At 34.6% G+C, this 23491-nt stretch carries 20 protein-coding genes and 1 pseudogene; 7 read left to right on the forward strand and 14 right to left on the reverse strand.

Going from position 1 to position 23491, the window contains the following annotated elements:
• Window positions 1–543 precede the first annotated feature (543 nt).
• Window positions 544–1779, reverse strand: a complete 1236-nt coding sequence (locus FQU23_RS13645) for an ABC transporter permease (RefSeq protein ID WP_147674314.1) — start codon at window positions 1777–1779, stop codon at window positions 544–546.
• A 209-nt stretch (window positions 1780–1988) separates the two neighbouring features.
• On the opposite strand from FQU23_RS13645, the pseudogene FQU23_RS13650 reads away from it, so the two are divergent.
• Window positions 1989–3168, forward strand: a pseudogene (locus FQU23_RS13650) (exo-beta-N-acetylmuramidase NamZ domain-containing protein).
• 9 nt (window positions 3169–3177) lie between these two features.
• Here the strand turns inward: FQU23_RS13650 and FQU23_RS13655 are convergent.
• Window positions 3178–3672 (reverse strand): YkgJ family cysteine cluster protein, encoded by a 495-nt coding sequence (locus tag FQU23_RS13655; RefSeq protein WP_147674315.1) that lies wholly within the window; start codon window positions 3670–3672, stop codon window positions 3178–3180.
• A gap of 85 nt (window positions 3673–3757) precedes the next feature.
• On the opposite strand from FQU23_RS13655, the gene FQU23_RS13660 reads away from it, so the two are divergent.
• Window positions 3758–4465: a class I SAM-dependent methyltransferase gene (locus FQU23_RS13660; protein ID WP_147674316.1), complete on the forward strand. Its 708-nt coding sequence runs from the start codon at window positions 3758–3760 to the stop codon at window positions 4463–4465.
• 95 nt (window positions 4466–4560) lie between these two features.
• Here the strand turns inward: FQU23_RS13660 and FQU23_RS13665 are convergent, their stop codons facing one another.
• The 8 genes from FQU23_RS13665 to FQU23_RS13700 form a co-directional block, all read right to left on the reverse strand.
• A complete protein-coding gene (locus FQU23_RS13665; protein ID WP_147674317.1) occupies window positions 4561–5193 on the reverse strand; it encodes a 7-carboxy-7-deazaguanine synthase QueE in 633 nt (210 codons plus the stop codon).
• A 165-nt stretch (window positions 5194–5358) separates the two neighbouring features.
• Window positions 5359–7026, reverse strand: a complete 1668-nt coding sequence (locus FQU23_RS13670; protein ID WP_147674318.1) for a tetratricopeptide repeat protein — start codon at window positions 7024–7026, stop codon at window positions 5359–5361.
• A gap of 22 nt (window positions 7027–7048) precedes the next feature.
• Window positions 7049–7966 (reverse strand): PstS family phosphate ABC transporter substrate-binding protein, encoded by a 918-nt coding sequence (locus FQU23_RS13675; protein ID WP_147674319.1) that lies wholly within the window; start codon window positions 7964–7966, stop codon window positions 7049–7051.
• A 3-nt stretch (window positions 7967–7969) separates the two neighbouring features.
• Window positions 7970–8200 (reverse strand): hypothetical protein, encoded by a 231-nt coding sequence (locus FQU23_RS13680; RefSeq protein WP_147674320.1) that lies wholly within the window; start codon window positions 8198–8200, stop codon window positions 7970–7972.
• Window positions 8200–9000, reverse strand: a complete 801-nt coding sequence (locus tag FQU23_RS13685; protein ID WP_132111908.1) for an energy transducer TonB — start codon at window positions 8998–9000, stop codon at window positions 8200–8202. Before FQU23_RS13685 ends, FQU23_RS13680 begins: the two co-directional genes overlap by 1 nt.
• 34 nt (window positions 9001–9034) lie before the next feature.
• The gene (locus FQU23_RS13690; protein WP_132111906.1) at window positions 9035–9586 is read right to left on the reverse strand and encodes an ExbD/TolR family protein; all 552 of its coding nucleotides are present in this window, start codon (window positions 9584–9586) and stop codon (window positions 9035–9037) included.
• Between the two features lie 18 nt (window positions 9587–9604).
• Window positions 9605–10216: an ExbD/TolR family protein gene (locus FQU23_RS13695; protein ID WP_132111904.1), complete on the reverse strand. Its 612-nt coding sequence runs from the start codon at window positions 10214–10216 to the stop codon at window positions 9605–9607.
• Window positions 10217–10253: 37 nt separating this feature from the next.
• Complete coding sequence (locus FQU23_RS13700; RefSeq protein WP_132111902.1) at window positions 10254–11069, reverse strand: MotA/TolQ/ExbB proton channel family protein; 816 nt, start codon at window positions 11067–11069, stop codon at window positions 10254–10256.
• A gap of 376 nt (window positions 11070–11445) precedes the next feature.
• Here FQU23_RS13700 and FQU23_RS13705 point away from each other — a divergent pair, with 376 nt between their 5' ends.
• The 3 genes from FQU23_RS13705 (at window position 11446) to FQU23_RS13715 (ending at window position 15074) form a co-directional block, all read left to right on the forward strand.
• Complete coding sequence (locus tag FQU23_RS13705; RefSeq protein WP_147674321.1) at window positions 11446–12990, forward strand: helicase HerA-like domain-containing protein; 1545 nt, start codon at window positions 11446–11448, stop codon at window positions 12988–12990.
• Window positions 12991–13091: 101 nt separating this feature from the next.
• Window positions 13092–14513 (forward strand): carbon starvation protein A, encoded by a 1422-nt coding sequence (locus tag FQU23_RS13710; RefSeq protein WP_147674322.1) that lies wholly within the window; start codon window positions 13092–13094, stop codon window positions 14511–14513.
• Window positions 14514–14711: 198 nt separating this feature from the next.
• Entirely contained in the window at window positions 14712–15074 is a 363-nt protein-coding gene (locus FQU23_RS13715) for a cupin domain-containing protein (RefSeq protein ID WP_147674323.1), read from the forward strand.
• A 23-nt stretch (window positions 15075–15097) separates the two neighbouring features.
• Here FQU23_RS13715 and FQU23_RS13720 read toward each other — a convergent pair whose 3' ends face one another.
• Entirely contained in the window at window positions 15098–16456 is a 1359-nt protein-coding gene (locus tag FQU23_RS13720; protein ID WP_147674324.1) for an FAD-dependent oxidoreductase, read from the reverse strand.
• A gap of 61 nt (window positions 16457–16517) precedes the next feature.
• The gene (locus FQU23_RS13725; RefSeq protein ID WP_147674325.1) at window positions 16518–18908 is read right to left on the reverse strand and encodes a penicillin acylase family protein; all 2391 of its coding nucleotides are present in this window, start codon (window positions 18906–18908) and stop codon (window positions 16518–16520) included.
• 179 nt (window positions 18909–19087) lie between these two features.
• Between FQU23_RS13725 and FQU23_RS13730 the strand changes: the two genes are divergently transcribed.
• Window positions 19088–19726, forward strand: coding sequence for a flavin reductase family protein (locus FQU23_RS13730; RefSeq protein WP_147674326.1), 639 nt, complete (start codon window positions 19088–19090; stop codon window positions 19724–19726).
• A gap of 96 nt (window positions 19727–19822) precedes the next feature.
• Here FQU23_RS13730 and FQU23_RS13735 read toward each other — a convergent pair whose 3' ends face one another.
• Entirely contained in the window at window positions 19823–20239 is a 417-nt protein-coding gene (locus FQU23_RS13735) for a YMGG-like glycine zipper-containing protein (RefSeq protein WP_132111888.1), read from the reverse strand.
• Between the two features lie 195 nt (window positions 20240–20434).
• Here FQU23_RS13735 and FQU23_RS13740 point away from each other — a divergent pair, with 195 nt between their 5' ends.
• The gene (locus FQU23_RS13740; RefSeq protein ID WP_147674327.1) at window positions 20435–21997 is read left to right on the forward strand and encodes a hypothetical protein; all 1563 of its coding nucleotides are present in this window, start codon (window positions 20435–20437) and stop codon (window positions 21995–21997) included.
• Window positions 21998–22047: 50 nt separating this feature from the next.
• Here the strand turns inward: FQU23_RS13740 and kynU are convergent, their stop codons facing one another.
• On the reverse strand, window positions 22048–23322 hold the full coding sequence (gene kynU / locus FQU23_RS13745; protein WP_147674328.1) for a kynureninase: 1275 nt from the start codon (window positions 23320–23322) through the stop codon (window positions 22048–22050).
• Window positions 23323–23491 lie beyond the last annotated feature (169 nt).

A 23491-nucleotide genomic window follows, 5' to 3' on the forward strand; every position in this document is an offset into this window, starting at 1 on the left:
AAAGTAGCACCTTTATAGCGTTAAACAATACTTTTTATTGACTATTTTTTTATGTTTTCTTAACGCATGACTTAACTCGCTGGAAATAGGAATCTTGAAGTGGAAAGTTTTTTCCTCCTACTCCCGAACCGTCGGGAATCTCCCAAGGAAAGGGAGAATTTGTGGACGTGGTTCGCCCTGTTTCGTTGAGAATACAGCATTTTTTATTGACTCCGTAGTAGTATCACATAGCATAACTAGCCTTGATTCCCGAATAATTTAGTGCTCTTGCTTTATATACTATTATATATAGGTGTTGTTTTTTGGAGATTTTATTACTAATATTTAAATCTCACTTCTAAAAGCGACTCACCTAGCCCCCATAGCAGTGGAAATCCTATCAAGCCAGTCCCTTCTCATCCGAAAAGACGAGAAGAGAAGGCCAGGTAGATTGTAGCGTCCCAAAGTGTCGGGGGCGGGAAATAGCTTCTGAAGAAAAGTGGTTACTCCTTATATATAGGTATAGTCTATTTTTTATATAACGAGGAACGTCCAAATACTATATCAATCGAAACGAATTGCTTTGACCGGTGAAATTTTGGTTATTATATAAGAAGGAATCAGTAATACTAAAAAACAAACACTAATGGTAAGTCCATTCAGTAATAATATGTACCCCAAATTAAGATATACCGGCGCTTGATCGACATAGTAGTTTTCAGGATTAAGTTTGATTATCCCGAAGTATTTCTGAATCAACAGAATTGCTATTCCGATTAGATTTCCCCAAAATAATCCGCGGAGAATTAAGTAGGACGCATTGTAAAGAAATATTTTCCGGATACTCCAATTGTTAGCTCCGAGTGCTTTTAATATTCCGATCATCTGAGTTCGTTCCAGAATAAGAACCAACAAAGCCACCACCATGTTGATTGTAGCAACCAATATCATGACTATTAATATGACAATGATATTAAAATCGAACAATTGCAGCCACTCAAATATATAACTGTATTTTTCGATGATCGTTTTAGTATCTAATGTAGAACCTGTATACTGATACACCTCTTCACCTACCGACCGAATATTATCAAAATCATCGACAAAAACTTCGAATGCCCCTACCTGATCCGCTTTCCATTTATTAATACGCTGAATATGGCGTATATCTCCTAACACATAGGTCGCATCGAATTCTTGAAAACCAGAATTAAAAATCCCGACGATTTTAAACCTCCTAATATTAGGCAATTTGTTCTGCCCTTCTTTCATGAAAAAGGTATTAAACGGATCTCCTACTTTGAGTTTTAACCTATCTGCCAGAAATTGAGATATCACTACATCTTCATTTATCTTGTCTGAAAAGTCAGGTAATTTTCCATCAATGAGATACTCCTTTATATTGTCCCACTTATAATCGGCACCTACCCCTTTGAATACGACTCCTTCAAAAGCATCTTCGGTTCTAATAATCCCAGCTTTACTGGCTATCGCCTGAATATGACTCACTCCAGCTACAGCATCAAAATTGGGATAAAAATTCTGTTTTTTCGAAATGGGAACTAGAGTAACTTCAGATTGATTGCTATCATAATTAGAAATAATGATCTGACCATTGAAGGCCGAAATTTTTTCTCTGATCTTTTGTTGCAAGCCAACACCAGTCGCTACTGAGATTATCATCATAACCATTCCGATGGCAATGGCTGAAATTGCAATTTTTATAATAGGTGCAGATATACTACTTTTATAATCTTTAGCGGTTATAAGTCTTTTGGCAATAAAATATTCTAAATTCAATTTGATTAAGTATCTGATTTGGATTCAAAAATACAGCTAAAACGTGAATTACGCTAATTGACACTAATTTTATTCAAATCCGTTATATGAATTCACTTTTTAAAAATATCCCATCAATATTTGTTCTAACAGTAATTTTGCTTTCTTGCTCTAGCTCAATAAATAAGAAATAAGGATTAGACCAGAGCAAGTCGAAAGATACTGCCGCGATTATTACTGAAGACACAAAAGAAGCCGCCTTACTAGATAAAGCTACCAAAACACATTCAATTAAAACCGGCGCAGACAATTATGAAGTTTATCTACCTCTTTTAAAAGGTAAAAACATAGGCTTAATTACCAATCAGTCAGGTATCGTTTTAATAGAAGAATCTCCCACAAGTTCTACAAGCACGAAGAAGCAAACCCATTTAGTTGATTTCTTGATAGACAAAAAAATTAATGTCCGAAAAATATTTGCTCCGGAACATGGTTTTCGAGGTACTGCCGATGCCGGCGAACATATCGTCGACGGAATGGATTCAAAAACTGGACTTCCTATTATTTCGCTTTATGGCAATAATAAAAAACCAAAGTCGGAGCAATTAGCTGGACTTGATGTTTTGGTCTTTGACTTACAAGATGTTGGCGCCCGCTTTTACACTTATATTTCCTCACTGCATTATATAATGGAAGCTTGTGCGAAAAACAATATTGAATTAATTGTTTTGGATAGACCCAATCCTAATGGAAGCATTGTTGACGGGCCAATTCTAGAAAAGGAATATAGCAGTTTTGTGGGAATGAATCCTATTCCCGTTTTACATGGAATGACAATTGGTGAATATGCAAAAATGATTAATGGTGAAAAATGGCTGAAAAAAGGAATCAACTGCAAACTAACAGTTATTCCTTGCTCCAACTATAATAGAAATATGCAAATACAGCCTTCCTGCAAAACCTTCGCCAAACTTACCAAATGAGCAATCGATCAATCTATACGCTAGTTTATGTTTTTTTGAAGGCACAAATGTAAGCGTAGGAAGAGGAACCGAACTGCAATTCCAAATCTACGGTTCGCCCTATTTAACAAAAGGTAATTTTAGTTTTACTCCCAAACCAAATATGGGAGCACAAAATCCAGTTTATAATGAAGTAAAATGCTTTGGCGAAGATTTGTCAACTCAAAATGAACTCCGACAACTGGAATTGAAATGGCTCATCAAAGCCTATACTAACACCATGGATAAATCCAAGTTCTTCAATGCGTTTTTTACAAATCTAGCTGGAACACGAAAGTTGCAACAACAAATTGAATCCGGAGTACCAGAAACTGAAATCAGAGAGAGTTGGAAAACAGGTTTAGATCAATTTAAAAAAATGAGAGAGAACTATTTAATTTACGAATAAAGTCGTTCACTACAACGGTAGCTTTTTCTTCATTTCCTCGACAATATTATAGGCAGCAGGGCAAATTGCAACATTCTTCAAGGTAAGATCTGCTATTTGCTGAAACTTCTTTCTATCTGTGTGTGGAAATTCTCGACAAGCCTTTGGTCGAACATCATAAATCATACAGGCATTTTCATGATCTAAAAAAGTGCAAGGCAGGCTTTGCAGCACATAATCCTTGTCTTCGTCAACCCGAAGGTATTGCTCGATGAACTGCTGTGGTTTTTGCTTAAGGTATTTTGAAACCCGTTCAATATCGGCTAACGTAAACAAAGGTCCAGTAGTTTTACAACAATTTGCACATTTTAAACAATCCGTTCGTTTAAATTCAGCAACATGTAAGTCTTGCATCACATAATCTAAATTTTTAGGGGTCTTCTTTTTAAGCTTATCGAAATACTTTTTGTTTTCTATATGCTTATCTTTGGCAAGTTTTCCGAGTTCGTTTAAAGTAGGTTTCAAGTTTAGATTTTAAAATTCTTTACAAAATTACACTTTTTGAGCGACGAACTTTGAATAATGAATGTTGAATTTTGAAATACAAACAATGAAAGACCTTTTTGGCAAAGCCATCCTAGATTATCAAACCAATAATTCTCCTGAAGATTTAATTACAGAAACCACCATATCCGAAGAAGACGAAATGAGTGTTGCTTATTTATTTCGTTCCTATAAAGAAATGCCAAAAATGGAACAAAAAGCTTTACAGCTTGCAAAAGGAAAAATCCTTGATGTAGGCTGCGGAGCAGGAAGTCATAGTTTGTACTTACAAAACGACTTGAATTTAGTAGTGACTGCAATCGATATTTCACCAAATGCAATTGAGGCCTGCAAACTACGAGGTATTAAAGATGCGCGAGTTCAAGATGTAATGACATTAGAAAAGGAAAGCTACGATACGATTTTACTGCTGATGAATGGCGCAGGAATGTGTGGGAAACTAAAAAATATTCCAAATTTCCTTCTAAAACTAAAATCACTATTGAATCCAGGTGGCCAAATTTTAATGGACAGTTCTGATATTATATACATGTTTGATGACGATGAAGACGGAGGAAAATGGATTCCTTCTGATAATGAATATTATGGAGAGGTAGTTTTTAACATTGGCTACAAGGGTGAAAAAGAAAAACCTTTCAACTGGATGTATATTGACTATAATACTTTACAAAACGCGGCTTTCGCAAATAACTTACAAGCAGAATTAATTCTTGAAGGAGAGCATTATGATTATCTAGCGAAACTTTCAGTTTAGAGGCACACACTTACTTATAGAATTCAGCTAAAAATTCAAATAAGAAAAGCCAAACAACAATTGTTGTTTGGCTTTTCTTATTTAATCTCAATTTTTTAAGGAATATTAAGAAATTTATGAGTCTGTAAAGAAACTCTCCATTTTGGACTATTCATAACATAATCTACAATAAGCGGTGTCATTTCCTCCTTTTTACTCCATTCTGGCTGAAGGAACAAGATGGCATCTTTATTAACTAATTCGGCCTGCTCTTCCGCAAAAATAAAATCATGCTTATTGTGGATAATCACTTTTAATTCATGTGCATTAGCATAAACAGTTTCGGTAGGAAGCTTGTTTTTCTTTGGCGAAAGACAAATCCAATCCCAAGTTCCAGACAAAGGATAAGCGCCAGACGTTTCAATATGTACCTTTCGATTATTCTCTTTCAACTTGCGAGTTAACAAACTCATATCCCACATTAAAGGCTCTCCACCAGTTACCACAACTGTTTCAGAATATTTACTTGCATTTGCAACAATCCTATCAACAGCTGTAGGTGGATGCAACTCTGCATTCCAACTTTCCTTAACATCACACCAATGACAGCCTACATCACAGCCACCAATTCTAATAAAGTATGCCGCGGTTCCAGTATGATACCCTTCACCTTGAATCGTATAAAACTCTTCCATCAAAGGCAACATAGCTCCTTTATTTACTTCCAATTGTATTTCTTTTGATAACATTTTTGTAATTTAAAGTGCAAAGATAGTTAATTAGAAAAGGACTTAAATTAATAATACAGAAAGGATATTTTAAAATCCCTTTAGCACAATAAAAAACGATAAAAAAAGACAACAAAAAACCCGATAGCTTTTCAACTATCGGGCTTTCCTATTTAGTAAACTTGACTACTTAAGTAAATTAAGTGATTGTGTTGCGTAAACATTCGTTGGGTCAAGTGCGAGGGTTTTAGCAAAAAATTCTTTAGCCTTAGCTTTATCAAAATTTGCATATCCTGCAGCCATAGAGTTGTAACACTCAATTAGTTTAGCCTTAACAGCTGGCTTCGCTAATTCTTCAGGTCCTTTCTTAGTAACGAGATCAATATATTGTTGGTAATATTTAATCATTGCTTGATCATCACCTAACAAACTATTTGTTCTAGCACGAGAAAGATATACGTCTTGAGTATCAGGTGAAGCTGTAATTACATTTCCATAAGCAATATCAGCCTTTCTCAAAGCAACTGTATCTTTTACAACACCAGGTTGTGCGTTATCAAAATAAATAGCATTACCTAAATAATAGTTGTCATATAGGAAACCGCTAGATTCATTGTTAGAAGTAGCAATTTCTAAAATCGCAGCTGCTTCTTTATATAATTTTTGCTCATAAAGGTTCTTACCTACTTCACCAAGTTCGTTAGTAACTGATTTTTCAATTTCAACCGCTTTTCTAATAGAAGCAAGTCCTTTTTCAAAAAGTACTGGATCTACAGAAGTACCATCTGCACTAGTTCCTTTTTTTATTTGGGCTAAACCTAAATACATATGATCTAAACTAATCACCTTATTTGATGGGTTAGCAATATAATCAGTTAAAGATTTAATTGCTAAATCAACATTATTATTTTGGTAAGCAGAATAACCTAAATAACGATAGATACGAGGATTCACCTGATCAATCTCTTTCATTTTATTTGCTTCAATTTCTAAAGCTTTGTAATCTTTAGCAAGAATTAAAAAGTCAGCATGACGCATACGAGAATCTAAAGAATAGTCAGTCAAAGACATGTACTTTTCATAGTGACCTAACGCCTCTTTCAAGTATTGGTCTTGTCTTCCTGGTACGTTAAGCGCCCATAAATAATAAGTCTCAGCTAACTCACGGTGCAATGGACCATAATTAGGATTAGTAGCCATAACATCACTGTATGCTTTTACTGCCTCAGTATACGCTTTAGCTCCTTTTAATAAAACACCTAATTGAACTTTTGCTCTAATTAAACTGTTATCAGCTTGAAAAGCGTTACGGTAATTAGAATAGGCTTCATTCTGGTTTTTATCACCATAATAAGCATCTCCAAAAGCTAAAAGTACTTGTGGCTCTTGACCATTTTTTTCTTTAGCTAATTCTAAAGTTGACAGCGCTTGTTTATAATCCGGTTTTGTAGAATTCATGTAAGCTCTTGCTACATAAACATATTCTTCAAAATCTTTTCTTTTCATTTCTTTGATCGCTGAATCAAAGTTAGCCTTTGCAGCTGAAGCTTTTCCATTGTCAAGATCTAATTGACCAAGTCCAATATAATTGAAATGCGCATCATTTTTAGCTGACAAACCACTTTTGTATGTCATTTGAGCAGAATCTGCTACGTTTTGATATAAGTAAACATTTCCTAAAAGGAAAAATGCTTTTCCTTGAGACGGATCTGATTTTACAATTGATTTCAAAGTTACCTTCGCAGCTTGGTATTTTTCGGCGTCAATTTCTTTTTTAGCTTGATCAATGTTCTGTGCGAAACTCACTGTCATTCCGGCCAAAAAGGCAACTCCTAGAATTCTAAATTTGTTCATTTTAACTTTATTTAATTTATCCTTATTCATTTTCTTTAATTGATTTGGTTTTAAACTCAACTTTTCTACCAGGCATACGTATAGGCAATAGTCCTGCTTTCAAAATTATCCTTTGTCCCACGTCTCCAGCAACAAATGAAGCGAACCCCATTCCTAAACCAGAATATCCCTGACAATTAATTATATACAAATCACGTGCCAAAGGGTATTTACCTTCTGCTAAATTGTTTTGTGTAGGCGCCACAAACTCCTGACTACCTTCTCCTTTAACGCTTAATACATTAATATTTTTAATGAAATCAGCAATGTCAGGCGAGGGTTGATACAACCAATTGAGACCAACAACACCTATCATCCCATCATTTTCAGATACAAACTTAACAACATCTTTGTTCGTTTTAAAAGAGAAAACTCCTTCCTTCGGCATTTCTGCAATACCCGCCAACTCGCTCATGTAACGCATGGTACTAGAATTTGGATTATCAAATACTAACCCTTTAATCCCCTTTTGTGATTTACCTTGCATAAAAAGAATAACGTCTTTTAAAGCTATTAACGTATCATTGTTGTTTTTATTTGAAATAAAAGCGATGGCATCACTACCAATTTTAGTTGTTTTAGGTTTAATTTTTAATTGCTCAAAATATTTAACCTCCTCATTATTCAATTTTCTAGATAAAAGAGCAATTCGAGAAGTGTCTTTTAGGAATGCAAGCATAACCTCTTTTTCAGACCTAGATTCCAATACAATCTCAGCCTTATAACGACCTTGAAAAACAGAAATCTGATCTTCCATTAGGGGTTGTAGCGTTTCGTCAACAAGTATAGTTGTTGTTCCTTTAAGAATAGTTTCCTTATTATCCTCTGATTTCTTACAACCAATAAATAATAACGAAATTAAGAGCACTACTACAAACGACTGCCTAGCAAAATTTATCATAATCTAATCTTTATTGTCTTTTATAATTCGAACCGCTCTTATAATAGAATATACGATAAGAAGCACCCCAAAGGCTATTCTATATTCCATAGCCATATCAAGCGGGAAATCATTCATAAATATAATAAATAATCCCAAAACAAAATAAACTACAAAAAACAAAATTGCCATAACGAGAAGAAATCGCTCTTTAAGCGATTTCTTCTGTATGTTTTTCATTGCTTGTTCTAACATTAATCCGCTGTTTGAATAGTAATAGGAAGAGAGTATAGTACTCTAACCGGTTTTCCATTTTGTACACCTGGATTCCATTTAGGACATTTACTTAAAACTCTAATAGCTTCTTTCCCTGTTCCATAACCAATATCTCTTAATACTTTGATATCTGTTAACGAACCATCTTTTTCAACTACGAAAGTAACATAAACTTTACCTTTAAGTCCTTCTTCTTCAGGAGCACGATAGTTTTTCCCTACATAAGAGTAAAACTTATCCATACCACCTGGAAATTCAGGTTTTACTTCGATACCAGCTGTGTTATAAATTTGATTGTCATCAGCTTCTACCACTTTAGTTGGTCCAGTACCCACTGGAGCAACAGTTAAAACTGCATCTGGATCTCCTTTAATTGTTTCAGCACCAATCTTTTTTTCTTTGATCTCAACAATTTTCGGCGGCTCTTCAGTCACTTCTTCTGCCTTAGCCACTACTGGCTTCACAAACTTAACCTGATCCACTTTTGGTGGTGGTGGTGGTGGTGGTGGAACATTTAACTTAGGCTCTTCTTTCTTCTTTGGAGGTAGTTTTATCGCAGTGATTTTAATATCTCTGTCCATATCTTTCTCTTCTCCTTTAGGAATTAAGTCCATGATTAGAGGAGCAGCAACAGCAACACTAAAAAATAAGGCTCCAATAATTAGCGCTTTAATAGTAGTTTTTCTATTGGTTCTTCTCAATTCATAAGCTCCGTAAACTTTATTACGTCCTTCGAATACGATCTCAAGCCATTGATTTTTTAATATGTCTAATTTCATTTTTCTTAATTATTAGGTTATTAAGAAAACAAGATTACTCTTGTTTTCCTTCTAACAATTTTTGTTCTTCAGGAGAAAAATCATTAACAATAGTATAGGTCGGAACGTCAGAAATTGCCATCTCATCTAGTATATCAATTACATTTCTATAATTTGCTTTCTTACTAGGCTTGATAATTACAATCATACCTTTGTCTTTATTTCCTGTATACTCCAGTACTGACTTCTTTCTAGATAGAATTTCCTTTCGTATACCATCTTTACCATATGGTAATTCTTTTGGACCTGCAATAGGAGTAGCCAACAAACCAACGTAATAAACCAACTTATTATCAGCACCTAACATAATTGTCATAGTACGATTTTCGTCCACTTTCATATCCACGTTATCTTTGCTAGGATCTTTATCTGGCAACCCCAAGTTCATCGATTGAGGTTTAGACAACGTCGTGGTAAGCATAAAGAATGTGATTAATAAGAAAGCTAAATCCACCATAGCAGTTAAATCTACCTTTGCATTCGCTTTTTTAGCTCTTACTTTACCACCTTTTTTGCCTCCACCGTCACCGGTATTTAATTCAGCCATTTTAGTGTCTTTTTTTTATTAAAAATCTTTTCCTCTTAAACCAGTAACCAAACTAAAGCTATTGATTTTTTGATCTTGCAACATATCCATCACTTTTCTAATGGCTGGATACTCTTCTTTTGCATCCCCTTTAATAGCGACCTGCAATTCTTTATCGTTCACCTCTATATTTGCAATACGCGCATTATAGATCCATTCTTTCAATTGATTATCAAGTGAATCTGCAGGAATACCAGGTTGCCCTGCTTTACTTCTATCAGACGCTTTCATATCAATGATTTGTTTAAGATTAAGAAGCGGCACACCAAAATCATCCATCCTTGAAAATACTTCCTTATCTTGATCAGAAAAAGTTACATCGTATTTCTCACCCATTAACTCTAAGGTTCTAACTCGAACTTCTTTTCCTTTCAAATCAAAGAAGACCTTTCCTTCACCTACAGTTAACGTAGCCAAATCAGTTTCAGGCAATTTAGTCTGAACTGTTGAAGTAGGAGTATCTACAGGCAATGCTTCAGGAATCTTAGCTGTTGAAGTCATTACAAAGAAGGTAAGCAATAGAAATGCGACATCACACATTGCGGTCATATCAGTAGACCCCGCATTCTTTTTTATATTTATTTTAGCCATTCTTTTTGTTTTTTATTTGATATAAATATCAACCTAATTATTGCTTCAAACTTCCTCTGAATCTTCTGTAAGTATTTACAATTGATACAGCTGCCTCATCAATAGAGTAAGTCAAATCATCAATTTTAGAAGTAAAGAAGTTGTAAGAGATAATTGCAACAGCAGAAGTCCCAATACCTGTAGCAGTATTAATAAGTGCCTCAGAAATACCAGCAGCAAGAGCAGCTTGATCAGGAGTACCAGCAGCTGCTAGTGCACCAAACGCTTTAATCATACCCGCTACAGTTCCTAATAATCCAACAAGAGTTCCTAAAGAAACTAAAGATGAAATAATTGTCATATTTTTTTGTAGCATTGGCATCTCAAGAGAAGTTGCCTCTTCTATTTCTTTGTGAATAGTCTCAGCTGCTTCTTCACTATTAAATCCTTCTTTCTTAACTGCTTGGTATTTTACAAGTGCAGATTTAATTGCATTTGCAACAGATCCTTGTTGTTTGTCGCAAGAAGCAATCGCCTCATCAATCTCACCTTGTTTGATACTTGCTTGTATCTTTGTCATAAAAGTATCTAATTTAGTTTTACCAGCTGCTTTAGATATAACGAAAAATCTTTCGATAGAAAAAACAAAAACCATTAACAACATTCCTAATAATACCGGTACAACCGCACCACCGTGATATACTTGACCTAACGTGTTCAACGGAATTCCATCAGGATTTCCACCTTCAAAATTCGCAGGGTTACCCATGATAAATTTCCAGATTAATACACCCACACCAATACATGCTAAAATAATCATTCCTGAAACCATTCCTCCACCGTTTGAAGTGTTTTCTTTTTTAACGTTTGCCATTTTTTTTAATTTTAATAGTTTTAAATAATTTTATTTTTACTTATAATAAACTTGTAGTCCCGCAAATTTATATTTTTAGTTCAAATAAAAAAACTTTTTTTAATTTTATTACAATTTAATTTATTCAAAATAAAACAAGATTTTTTTGATACAGCTATTTTACTCAATATCGTTAAACAAATTTACTATATTTCAACATAAAAACCATCAATTTATGAATTATTGACACAATACATCAAGAAATGAAATTTAATATACATATTTAAGTATTTTCACTATTAGCAATAAAAAAGGAATAAAAATACAGTAACTTCCAAAATTACTTCGTTTAAAAAATTAATAATATATTGCAGCTAACTTTAACAATATCAATGTTATGAATAAAAAAGAAGAATTTATACAACACATTACTAAAGGCTACACCTCTAAAGGCGAAAGTATTATCTTGGGAGGAGCCATTCTTGATGGAGAAGCATTAGCCGATGCTCATGTTAAAATTCCATTAAAAACGCTAAATAGACACGGCTTAATCGCTGGCGCAACCGGTACTGGGAAAACTAAAACTATTCAAGTTTTATCTGAACAGTTATCCTCTTTTGGAATTCCAGTATTAATGATGGACATCAAAGGTGACTTTAGCGGCATTGCCAAAAAAGGTGAAGAAAAGGCATTTATTACGGAAAGACATGCCAAAATAAACCTCCCGTACAACGTTTCTAAATTTCCTGTAGAATTATTATCACTATCTGAACAAAGCGGAGTGCGACTGCGTGCCACTGTATCAGAGTTTGGACCTGTTTTATTTTCGCGAATTTTGGATCTAAATGATACTCAATCCGGGGTAATGTCTGTTCTATTTAAATATTGCGATGACAATAAAATGCCTTTGTTAGATCTGAAAGACCTAAAAAAAGTCATCAATTACATCACCGAAGAGGGAAAAGAGGAAATAACGAGAGATTATGGCAAGATTTCAACTTCGACAACAGGAATCATTTTTAGAAAAATAATTGAACTAGAACAACAGGGAGCTGAACTCTTTTTTGGCGAAATGTCATTTGATATTAACGATTTAATGCGAATGGATGAAAACGGAAAAGGTTATATCAACATCATCCGACTGACAGATATTCAAGATAAACCAAAATTGTTTTCGACATTCATGTTAAGCTTATTAGCAGAAATATACCAACAAATACCAGAAAAGGGCGATTCAGAACAACCTGAATTAGTTATTTTTATTGACGAAGCACATTTAATTTTTAACGAGGCTAGCAAAGCTTTACTTGAACAAATCGAGACTATTGTAAAGCTAATTCGATCAAAAGGTATTGGAGTTTACTTTGTAACCCAAAATCCAATGGACGTTCCAAGCGGTATATTAGCACAATTAGGTCTAAAAATACAACATGCTCTGAGAGCTTTTACTGCCAAAGACCGACAATCCATTAAGCAAACTGCAGATAACTACCCTACTTCAGAGTACTACGAAACAAGTGAAGTGTTGACCAGCTTAGGAATTGGAGAAGCCTTAGTTACCGCTTTAAGCGAAAAAGGAATTCCAACTCCTCTTGTGGTCACCATGATGCGAGCTCCAATGAGCCGCATGGACGTTTTAACCGAGAGTGAAATTCAGGAAATCAACACCAAATCAAAATTAGTAAAGAAATACAGCGAACTTATCGATCGTGAAAGCGCATACGAGATGTTAAATAAAAAGATAGCTGTTATAGATGCCGAAATCGCCAAAGAAGAAAAAGAGAAAGAAGAGATTAAAGTAACCGTACCCAAACAAAGACAAACACAAAACACTACAGGCACAGTTAGCGGTAGAGTAACAAAATCTGTTTTAAAAGTCTTGACTAGCGCCACCTTTATAAGAGGAGCATTAGGGATTTTGTCGAAAATGATGAAAAAATAACATAATAAATAATGAAGAATTAAAGGAAGGCTTACTCGTTTCTTATAAATAGCCCTACCTTGATCCCTTTAAATTAATTATAATTAACCCCACTCATTATAATGATTACATTCATTACAGCCATAGTCTTACTCGTATTGGGATATATCTTTTACGGTAAATTTATTGAAAACATTTTTAAACCAGATCCTAACAGAGCTACTCCAGCCTACACTCACGCAGATGGAGTAGACTTTGTCCCCATGAACAGCAATAGAAATTCTTTGATACAAGTTTTAAATATTGCAGGAGTCGGACCTATTTTCGGACCTATTTTAGGCGCTTTATACGGTCCAGTAGCCTTCCTTTGGATCGTTATTGGTTGCATTTTTGCTGGAGCTGTCCACGATTATTTAACGGGAATGATCTCCATCAGATATGGAGGAGCTCACTTACCAGCCTTGGCCTCAAAATTCTTAGGAAAATCCTTCAGTCACATCGTTAATTTCTTTACCGTTCTACTGCTTCTTTTAGTGGGAACTGTTTTTATTTCCGCACCAGCAAGCATGATAGATGACCTTATAGGCAAAGATTTAAATATGTTTACCTTAATTGTACTCGCTATTTTCGTCTATTACATCATAGCTACAATTTTACCAATTGATAAAGTTATCGGAAAAATATACCCTATCCTTGGACTTCTATTATTATTGAGTGCCGTAGGTGTTGCAGTAGGGATGTTTATGTATGGAAATCCAATTCCTGAATTGACGCTGACAAATATGCATCCGAAAGACATCCCATATTACCCCGTAATATTCTTAACGATTTCGTGTGGTGCTTTATCAGGATTTCATGCAACCCAATCCCCTATAATCGCCAGAACCATTAGAAATGAGAAAGACGGTCGTAAAATATTCTACGGAATGATGATTGTAGAAGGAGTTATAGCAATGGTATGGGCCGCAGCGGCAATGAGCCTTATGAACGGAGAAGGGCTTAGTACTTTACTAGCAACTGAAGGACTCCCTGGAGTAGTTCATAAAATTGCAACAGTATTTCTAGGAACCATCGGTGGAACAATTGCTATTTTAGGGGTTATCGTCTTACCTATAACTTCTGGAGACACCTCTTTCAGGGCCGCAAGAATGATTATCGCAGATTACCTGAAAATTGATCAAAAGACACTTAGAAATCGTTTTATAATTGCAATTCCACTTTTTGCAATTGCCTTTATTCTAACTAAAATAGATTTTCAACTTCTTTGGAGGTATTTTTCTTGGGCAAATCAAAGTATATCCGCAATTGCGTTATGGATTGGAGCAGTTTATTTGTACCAAAAAAAAAACCATTATATCGTTGCCTTAATACCTGCATTTTTCATAACATCAGTCCTTGGGTCTTATCTTTTTTATGACCCTACAATAGGTTTTGGGTTAGACATCATAACTTCAGATATAATCGGAATTGTGATTGCTATTTTAACAACAATTCTGTTTTTTGTTGTCATGAAAAACAATACGGAATTACCCGCAAGCGAATAATTAGCGAAACATTAGAATACCTTTCAATCCTAAAATTGATTCCTTTTATACTTGAATCAATAGCGATACTAAAATTAGTAACTAGAATCGATTTTTACACGAAAGCAAAACACAAGAAAACTAAAGGCCTTTATTACACGCTAGATAAAGTAATAGAACTTAGAAAAGTGTAATTAATCTTTAACTAGAAAATATACAATGAAAAAATATTTTATTCAAAGCACTCCATTTGTTGTACCAACAACAGATGGAAAATTGATTGAAGAGCACCATGGTTTAGCGACTACAAACAATCCCGAAATATCGATTGCACACATGATCGCACCTCCTAAATGGAGTGAACCTTTTCAAACTCCAGAATTTGCAGAATACACCTATATTATAAAAGGAAAAAAACAGTTCATTATTGAGGTAGACACCATAATCCTAGAAGCCGGGCAGTCTATAAAAATTGAAAAAAATACCCGGGTTCAATACTCAAATCCATTTGACGAGCCTTGTGAGTATATTGCAATATGCACTCCTGCATTTGACTTTACTAAAGTACATCGCGAAGAATAAATAAAACAGTCAGGAATTAAACTTTAATTCCTGACTGTTTCTTTTTCAGATAAAAGTTCTAAAATCTTATTTTCTACGTCTGGAGAATCCCACACGCTTTCTATGTTTTTCATTTTTAAAACTTCCTCCATAATAGCATTTTGATCATCCCCGATAGCTAATGCTTCAGTATATGGACGGTCGCTAAACGTGACTCTACTATAAAGTGGAATCCACTTATCAGGATGTTTCTCAGAGAACCAGTTTTCAATCTTTTTTTGTAGTAGGAATTTATCGTCAGCTGTTTTAGAACTCATCTCCATGAAATTACGATAAGAGAGTTCTGCAATAGCATCAGCATTAGGCTTACGAGATTTTTGGTATTCAGAAAAAATCGACAACCAATCATCACCGTATTCTTCCATCATTTCGTTAAGAACTGAAATGTCTTCAAATCCAGCATTCATACCTTGTCCGTAAAAAGGCACGATAGCATGACATGCATCCCCTATCAAGGCGACTTTATCTTTATATGTCCAAGGATAACATTTCATAGTCACCAATGTACTTGTTGGATTCTGGAAAAAATCTTCCGTTAAATTTGGAATAACATCAATAGAATCAGGGAAATTCTTTTCGAAAAACAATTCTACATCTTTTATTTCGACCAATGATGCAAACGAATTTTCTCCTTCAAAAGGCATAAATAAAGTACAGGTAAAACTGCCGTCCAAATTGGGTAACGCAATCAACATGTATTCACCACGAGGCCAAATATGAAATGAATTTTTATCTATTTTATGCGATCCATCAGCATTTGCAGGGATATTTAATTCCTTGTACCCAATATTTAAAAACTCTTGAGAATAGTTAAACATACTTTGGCGTTGCATGCGGTGACGAATTCTGGAAAAAGCACCATCAGCACCAAAAACCAAGTCGTATTTCTTTTCCTGCCAAGCTCCTCTTTCTGTTTCCCCAATGTGCAAAGTAGCTTCCGACAAGCTAACATCCCAAATTTTCTGTTCGAAGAAAAATTCTGCTCCAGCTTCTTCCGCCAGATCGATCATTTTTCTATTTAAAGCCCCTCTTGAAATTGAATAAATGCTCTCACCTTCTTGACCGTAATTTTGAAAATTAAGCTTGTCAACCAAATGAATAGCGCGTCGCCCCATGGGTATTGCGATTTCCTGAACAGAATCCCCTATACCAACGCCATCCAAGGCTTTCCAGCCCCGAGTAGACATTGCTAAATTTATGGAACGACCCGAAAATTGAATTTGCCTAATATCTGGACTTCTATCATATATGTGAACGACGTGTCCTGCTTTGCGTAAGTAAATAGCTAATAAAGATCCGACTAAGCCAGAACCAACAACTGCTATCGTTTTTGGAGTTTGCATTATTTTCTTTAAAAAGTTAGGCTAAAATACTGATTTATTACTTTAAGGCCTTTAAAAACCCCTAATTTTTAACTGGTTTAAATATTAATTTTGTTGAAGTTTTAACAATCTCGCCCTCATTTAGCAACATTTTCCTGAAATTCCCCGCGTTATATATTGCTGCCTGATCGTTGTAATGCCTGCTTAATAAATTCCCTGATTGCCCAGTAGGCAAAACATTCCAGCTGTTTTCAATATCCGAAAAATCGATTACTCTCCTAGATGACGGGCCTCCTTTTACTACATATTTTGCTTCATTTGTATAATCAAACATTTGGTTATTGATGACTTCATTCGAACCATCAACATCATAGGGACCAACGTTAAATATTTTTCTCAACATAGCTACTTTGCCCAACGGATGCTGGTATTCTACAACATGAACTTTACTCCAATTCCAAGCAGGAATTGATTCTCCAAGTTGATTTTCTAATGCAGCTATCGCCTCTTTAAATGACTTCGAAATAATCTCTGATCGGGTTTCCTTTTTGTTTGTCGTTTTAATATTGTCCCACCAAAGCGAATTTTCGTTAACACTTTGTTTCGCGATTAGTTGCTTCATTATGTGCGTTGTTAAAAACTGCTTGAAGCCTTCTTCTCCTAACTCGTCTTCAAAGGTATTTTTTAGATAAAAATAAATCCACTTATTGTAAATCGTGGGGGCAACATCTACTTTATTATTCGTTCCTTTCCAAGATTTTAAAACAGCAACCGCTTCTTTTTCATTATTCGAAAGCGAATTCGTATTTAGATTCGAAATTAAATTCTTAACTACATCTGGCGCTACGGATGAAGTATTATCAGTGATCATTTTACCGACCGATTCTTTATCCCAATTTGATTTTGGATCTAACAGTTGGGTAATTCTTTTAGCTCTATCTTCGGGTAGATAATAACCCGGGTATAAAACTCCATCAATCGCTTCGGGTTGATTGTTTGCAGAATACACGTAGTTCCATTCCGGATTTTCAGCCGAAGGATTTTTGGAGAAATCCAAATAAGCTGCAATATCATCTTTTCCAGAAGCGCCATCCAAAATAAAATTAGGATTAACTCCTTCCTTATGTTTATATAGTTTGCCCGTTGCCCACCATCCTATATTACCTTTAGCATCTCCATACATCACATTTAGACCTGGAGCCGCGATAAGACTCACTCCTTTCTGGAAATCAGCCTTACTTTTGGAATGTGAAAGCATATAAACTGCTTCCAGAATTTGAATAGGTTGCTGAGTGTAAATCCAAGACATAGCCACTGGATTCTTGTTATCCAAACCATCAATTAAATCATTCATGACAGGACCATGACGGCTAATTTTTAAATTTAAAACCACATCTGAACTCTCTTTTACTTTTATAACTTTTCTCCTAATCTCATAGTCATTATAGCCGTTCGGTGTTTTATATTTATTAGCATCATTAGGATCATTCTGTTCTTGATAGAAATCGATATCATCATTTTCAAACATAGTCAAACCATAAGCATATTCACGGTTATGCCCTAACAATGGATACGGTGTCCCTGCAAGATAACAACCATACAATTCAAATTCTGGCGTTACAATATGAGCTTCGTACCATGTTCCTGGTTGCGAAAAACCAATGTGCGGATCATTGGCAAAAATAACTTTCCCGTTTTTAGTTTTCTCGGGAGCAATAACCCAGCTGTTACTTCCTATAAAAGGCGGAATTGGTGATTTATCTAACAAGGCTGCAATTGACTTAGAAATCGCAGCATACTCTTGTGGCCTCTTTTTTGCGGTTTTTATAATTGTAGTATTTAACGAACCATCTAATCCAAAATCCTTAAGATAATCCATTCCGTATTTATTTCTAATATCAGTCAATAACGGATCTGTTTTATGTGCCATGGCAAAACTGAATGACATATATCCAAAAATATTATAAACGTCTTTAATCGTGAATTTCTCTTTCTTCACACCAAGCAACTGAAATTCGATTGGACTAGCCCCTTCTTCCATATATTGATTAATCCCCTCCAGATAGGCCATTGTCCCCTTGTAACCTTCACTGTTTCTATCCAAAGCTGCAATCGCTTTTAGCGAAGCCTCTTCGATACCAAGACCAGCAAAAAATTGATCATTCTTTAAAGTCACATTCCCAAAAATTTCAGACAAACGGCCTGGAGCGATACGCCGCATCAGTTCCATTTGCCACAATCGATCTTGAGCATGCACATAACCTAAGGCTGTCATCGCATCTTCTGCATTTTGGGCATAAATATGCGGAATTCCGAAATCATCAAAATACACCGTAGTTTCTTTCTGAATGTTTTTCAATTGTAATTCCCCTTCATATTTTGGTTTTAAGTAAAAACCATACAACATGAACCCTATGATTAGAATTACAACGAACGAAACTATAACGAGAAGGACTTTTTTAAATATTTTCATACTGGTATTTTGAGACTAACAAATATAAATAAATTGCGATGCATTTGAACGAATTGTATTTCATTATCGAGATCACACGGTTAACCAACATTTAATTTACAAAATAAAAATATAATTTTGTTTAATTATATTTCATTTTTAATAAACAAAATTTACATTTGTCGTAAATACTACTCAAGATGAAAGAAATATCAATACAAGATCTATCCGAAATGGGAAGAGTTCAAAGACTAAACCTAATCAACTCCTGTACGGGCTATAAATCGGCGAATTTAATTGCTACACAATCCCTGGACGGGATTAATAATGTTGCAATCTTTAGTAGCGTTACACATTTAGGTAGTGATCCCGCTTTAATTGGACTGATTGTACGTCCCACGACTGTTCCTAGAGATACCTACAAAAACATCAAAGAAACAGGTTATTTTACAGTTAATCACGTTACTGAGAACATGATTGCTGATGCTCATCATACATCGGCAAATTATGAAAGTAATATATCAGAATTTGACAAGACAAATTTACAAGAAGAATATAAGGAAAATATAAAAACACCTTTCACTCAGGGAAGCCCAGTGCAACTATACTGCAAATATGTGAGTGAATATTATATTAAAGAAAACGATACTATTCATATTATTGCATCAATAGAAAAATTATATTACAACGAAGAACTAGCAAATGAAGATGGCTGGTTGCAAATTGACAAAGGAAATGTAGTTGCCCTAAATGGATTAGATGCCTATTGCTTACCGAAGTTAATTGATCGCTTTCAATATGCACGAAAAGACAAGCCTACTGAATCTTTTCCTAAATAAAAACAGCGGAACATATACGATATTGAAGTAAACAGAAAGAGTGTTTAAGTTCCCAATTGAACTTAAACACTCTTTTAAAAAATGATTATTCTTTTATTACTTTTTGCTTCCATCAATAATAGCACCAGTTCCAGCTCCAACACCAGCTCCAGCTAAACCACCAATTATTGCACCCTGTCCTTTTTTCTTACTTATAATCGCTCCGGTAGCAGCACCTACTCCAGCCCCAATTACAGCACCTTTAGCCGTACTACTCCACGCTTTTCTTTGGGTTGTTGTCGTTGTAGTTGTGTGCGTATTAGTATTAGTTCCTGGCTGATTAACAACTATAACTTCTTTTTGAGTCTCTACCTTTGCCATCTCAATCTGCATAGAATCGATTACTTTTTGTTTTGCAATTTCAGTTTTCATTGAATCGATACTAACCTGTTTTGCCGCTTCAACATCCATACTTCCTTGATTTTTACAAGAAATAATAAACAAGGACAATGCTATAAGATATAATGCTTTCATAATTTTTACTTTATTAATTAATATATTACAAAGAAACGGCTATAAAACACGAAACGATTTACATTATTAAATCTATTTGTTACATAATTAATGTGTCAATCAAAAACCTCTATTAATAGTTCTTATTTTTATAGCACCATAATACTGAAAATAACATAAACCTTCATTTTAATATTTAGAAGAAAAATAAAACTTATGTCTCTATTAAAAAAAATAGCACTCCTAGTCTTTAGTCTCCTTATTTTGGTTGTAATAATTAATGTTGGACTTAACTTTTGGCTCAATAAAAAACTTCCCATAATTATTTCAGAAAAGAATCCAACTTCGTATACTATTGCTTACAGTATTTTAGAAATTAATCTTTTATCGAAAAAAATAAAAGCCTCAAAATTAATAATTGCTCCAAAAACTAAACAGCTAGAAAACGGTAAAAAACTAAATATCTATTCGAAAATAGAGTCAATTGAAATAAGTGGATTTAAGGTCTGGGACATCCTTTTTAACGATCGCATCAAAGCGAACACTATTATTATTACAGCACCCGAAATTGTTGTCGAGAAGGATTCTCAGAATGCTATTAACAATTCTAAAAATTTAGGCTCTGCAGTGGTGAAACCATTTCAAGAAATCATTATGGTTTCAAATATCATCCTAAATAGAGGCAAGCTTAAAATCATGAATACAACAACTGACAAACCTATATTGAGCCTTACTAATATTAATTTAAGAATAAACAACATTATTGTAACTGATGATTTATTACAAAATAAGATCCCCTTTTCTTATCAAAACTTCGCCATAAAAACTGACAGTATTTATTACCGATTAAACAACAACTATCACCTTAAAGCCTCAAATTTAATAGCTTCAGACAAAGATTTTAGTGTTGAAAAATTTGAAATGATCCCAGAATATAGCCGAAGTCAATTCACTAAAAAACTAGATAAAGAAAAAGACCTTTTCACACTACGGTCCGAATCTATTAAAATCAACAATATAGATTGGGGTTTTAAAGATGACAAACCATTCTTCAACGCTAATTCAGTTATCATAGATCAATTGTCAGCAAATATCTACAGAAACAAACTACCGCCCGATGATTTAAGTAAAAAACCATTATATAATGCACTACTTCGAGACATAAAATTTCCACTAAAAATTGACACACTTGCTATAAGAAATTCCCTTTTAGTTTATGAAGAAGAAATAAATTTCCAGAAAGGACCTGGAAAACTCAGCTTTAATAAATTTAACCTTAAAGCAAACAATATACAAAGTGGTTTTCAACAAAAGAAACTCGCTGATGTCGCTATTGACATCAATTGTAAATTCATGAATCACTCACCTCTAAAGCTAAACTGGACGTTTAATGTTTTGGATCAAAAGGATCGCTTTACTATACATGGGAATGTATCTAATTTAAAAACAAGTGATCTAACCACATTTACAAAACCCTATCTCAACGCCACTACACAAGGTATAATTGATGAACTCAAATTTACCATTAAAGGAAATGATTTCAACTCTTATGAAGACGCATCCCTAAAATACCATGGATTAAAAGTTACTTTATATAGAAAAGGAGCTCCTGAAAAGAAAAACAAGCTAAAAAGTGCTCTGACTAATTTAATTGTTAAGAATGATACCAGTGGTCAAACCATTAATACTACAGCCACCGTCGAGCGAGATCGAGAAAAGTCATTCTATAATTTCTTATGGATTAACATTGCCGCAATATTGAAACAAATCATAATTTAGAGATAAGAAAAAACACCGCTTGATTACTCAAACGGTGTTGTTGTCTATATTTATTTTAAAATTCCCTCTTTCAAAATCTGCCCAAAATCATACATATCTTCAAAAGAACAGTACAAAGGAACTGGCGCTAACCGAATCACGTTGGGTTCTCGCCAATCTGTGATTACTCCGCTTTTCATTAAATAGTCAAATAAACTACGTCCTTCTCCATGAAGTAAAACAGATAATTGGCATCCTCTTTCGGCTGGATTCGTTGGTGTAATTATTTCGAAACTACTATTGACTTCTTTGTCGATTTCCTGAAGAATAAATTCTAAATAGGCAGTGATTTTATCTCTTTTTTCAATAAGCGCGTCCATTCCTATTTCGTCAAACATTTCTATTGAGGCCAAATAAGGTGCCAAAGAAAGTACTGGCAAATTACTTATTTGCCAACCGTCGACCCCATGAACGGGATCAAAAGTAGGTTCCATCTTGAAACGGCGTTCTTTGTTGTGTCCCCACCAGCCAGCAAATCTTGGTAAGTCAGGATTTTTGTGGTGTTTTTCATGAACGAAACATCCAGAAGCATTTCCCGGACCTGAATTCATGTACTTGTAACTGCACCAAGCAGCAAAATCCACATCCCAATCGTGTAATTCTAATTTTATGTTTCCGGCAGCATGAGCAAGATCCCAACCAACTATCGCACCTGCATCATGTCCAGCGAAAGTTATTGTTTTCATGTCAAAAACTTGACCTGTATAGTAGTTTACTCCGCCTATTAAAACTAAAGCCAACTCATCTCCTACTTCCTTAATTTTCGCTAATACATCTTCTAATCGAATGTTATGCTCGCCGTCGCGTCGTTTAATTTCTACAATGGCGTCCTCAGTTTTATATCCGTGGAAATGCACCTGACTTTGAAACATATATTGATCTGAAGGGAATGCTTTTTCTTCACAAATGATTTTGAACCTCTTTTTTGTAGGTCTGTAAAAGGAGACCATCAACAAATGAAGATTCACAGTCAACGTATTCATCACCGTAACTTCTGAAGGAAGTGCTCCAACGATTTTACTCAATGGTTCAGCGAAACGTTCGTGATAGTCCCACCAAGGTTTTTCGGCATAAAAATGCCCTTCTACCGCAAGATTTGCCCAGTCATTCATAACTTCATCGACATAAGCTTTGGTTCGTTTAGGCTGCAATCCCAATGAATTCCCTGTAAAATAAATTACTTTGTTATCATTCACTTTTGGAAAAATAAATTCGTCTCTGTATTTATTTAATTTGTCTTGTGAATCAAGTTGTTTTGCAAATTCTCTAGTATTTTCGAAAGTCATATCTCTAATTTAGTTCTGTAAAAATAACTAATAATTATTCCTACACAAAGTGACACCACTTTATTTTCAGAGTTACAAAAACTCAAATGCATAAGCCGAAGATTACTTCTCAACATTCCAAATACCGTCTTTATTTTATGTATATTTACTGGTATTAAAATCCAAAACA

The organism is Flavobacterium sp. XN-5, from assembly GCF_008033395.2.
In the GTDB taxonomy this organism is placed as follows: domain Bacteria; phylum Bacteroidota; class Bacteroidia; order Flavobacteriales; family Flavobacteriaceae; genus Flavobacterium; species Flavobacterium hiemivividum.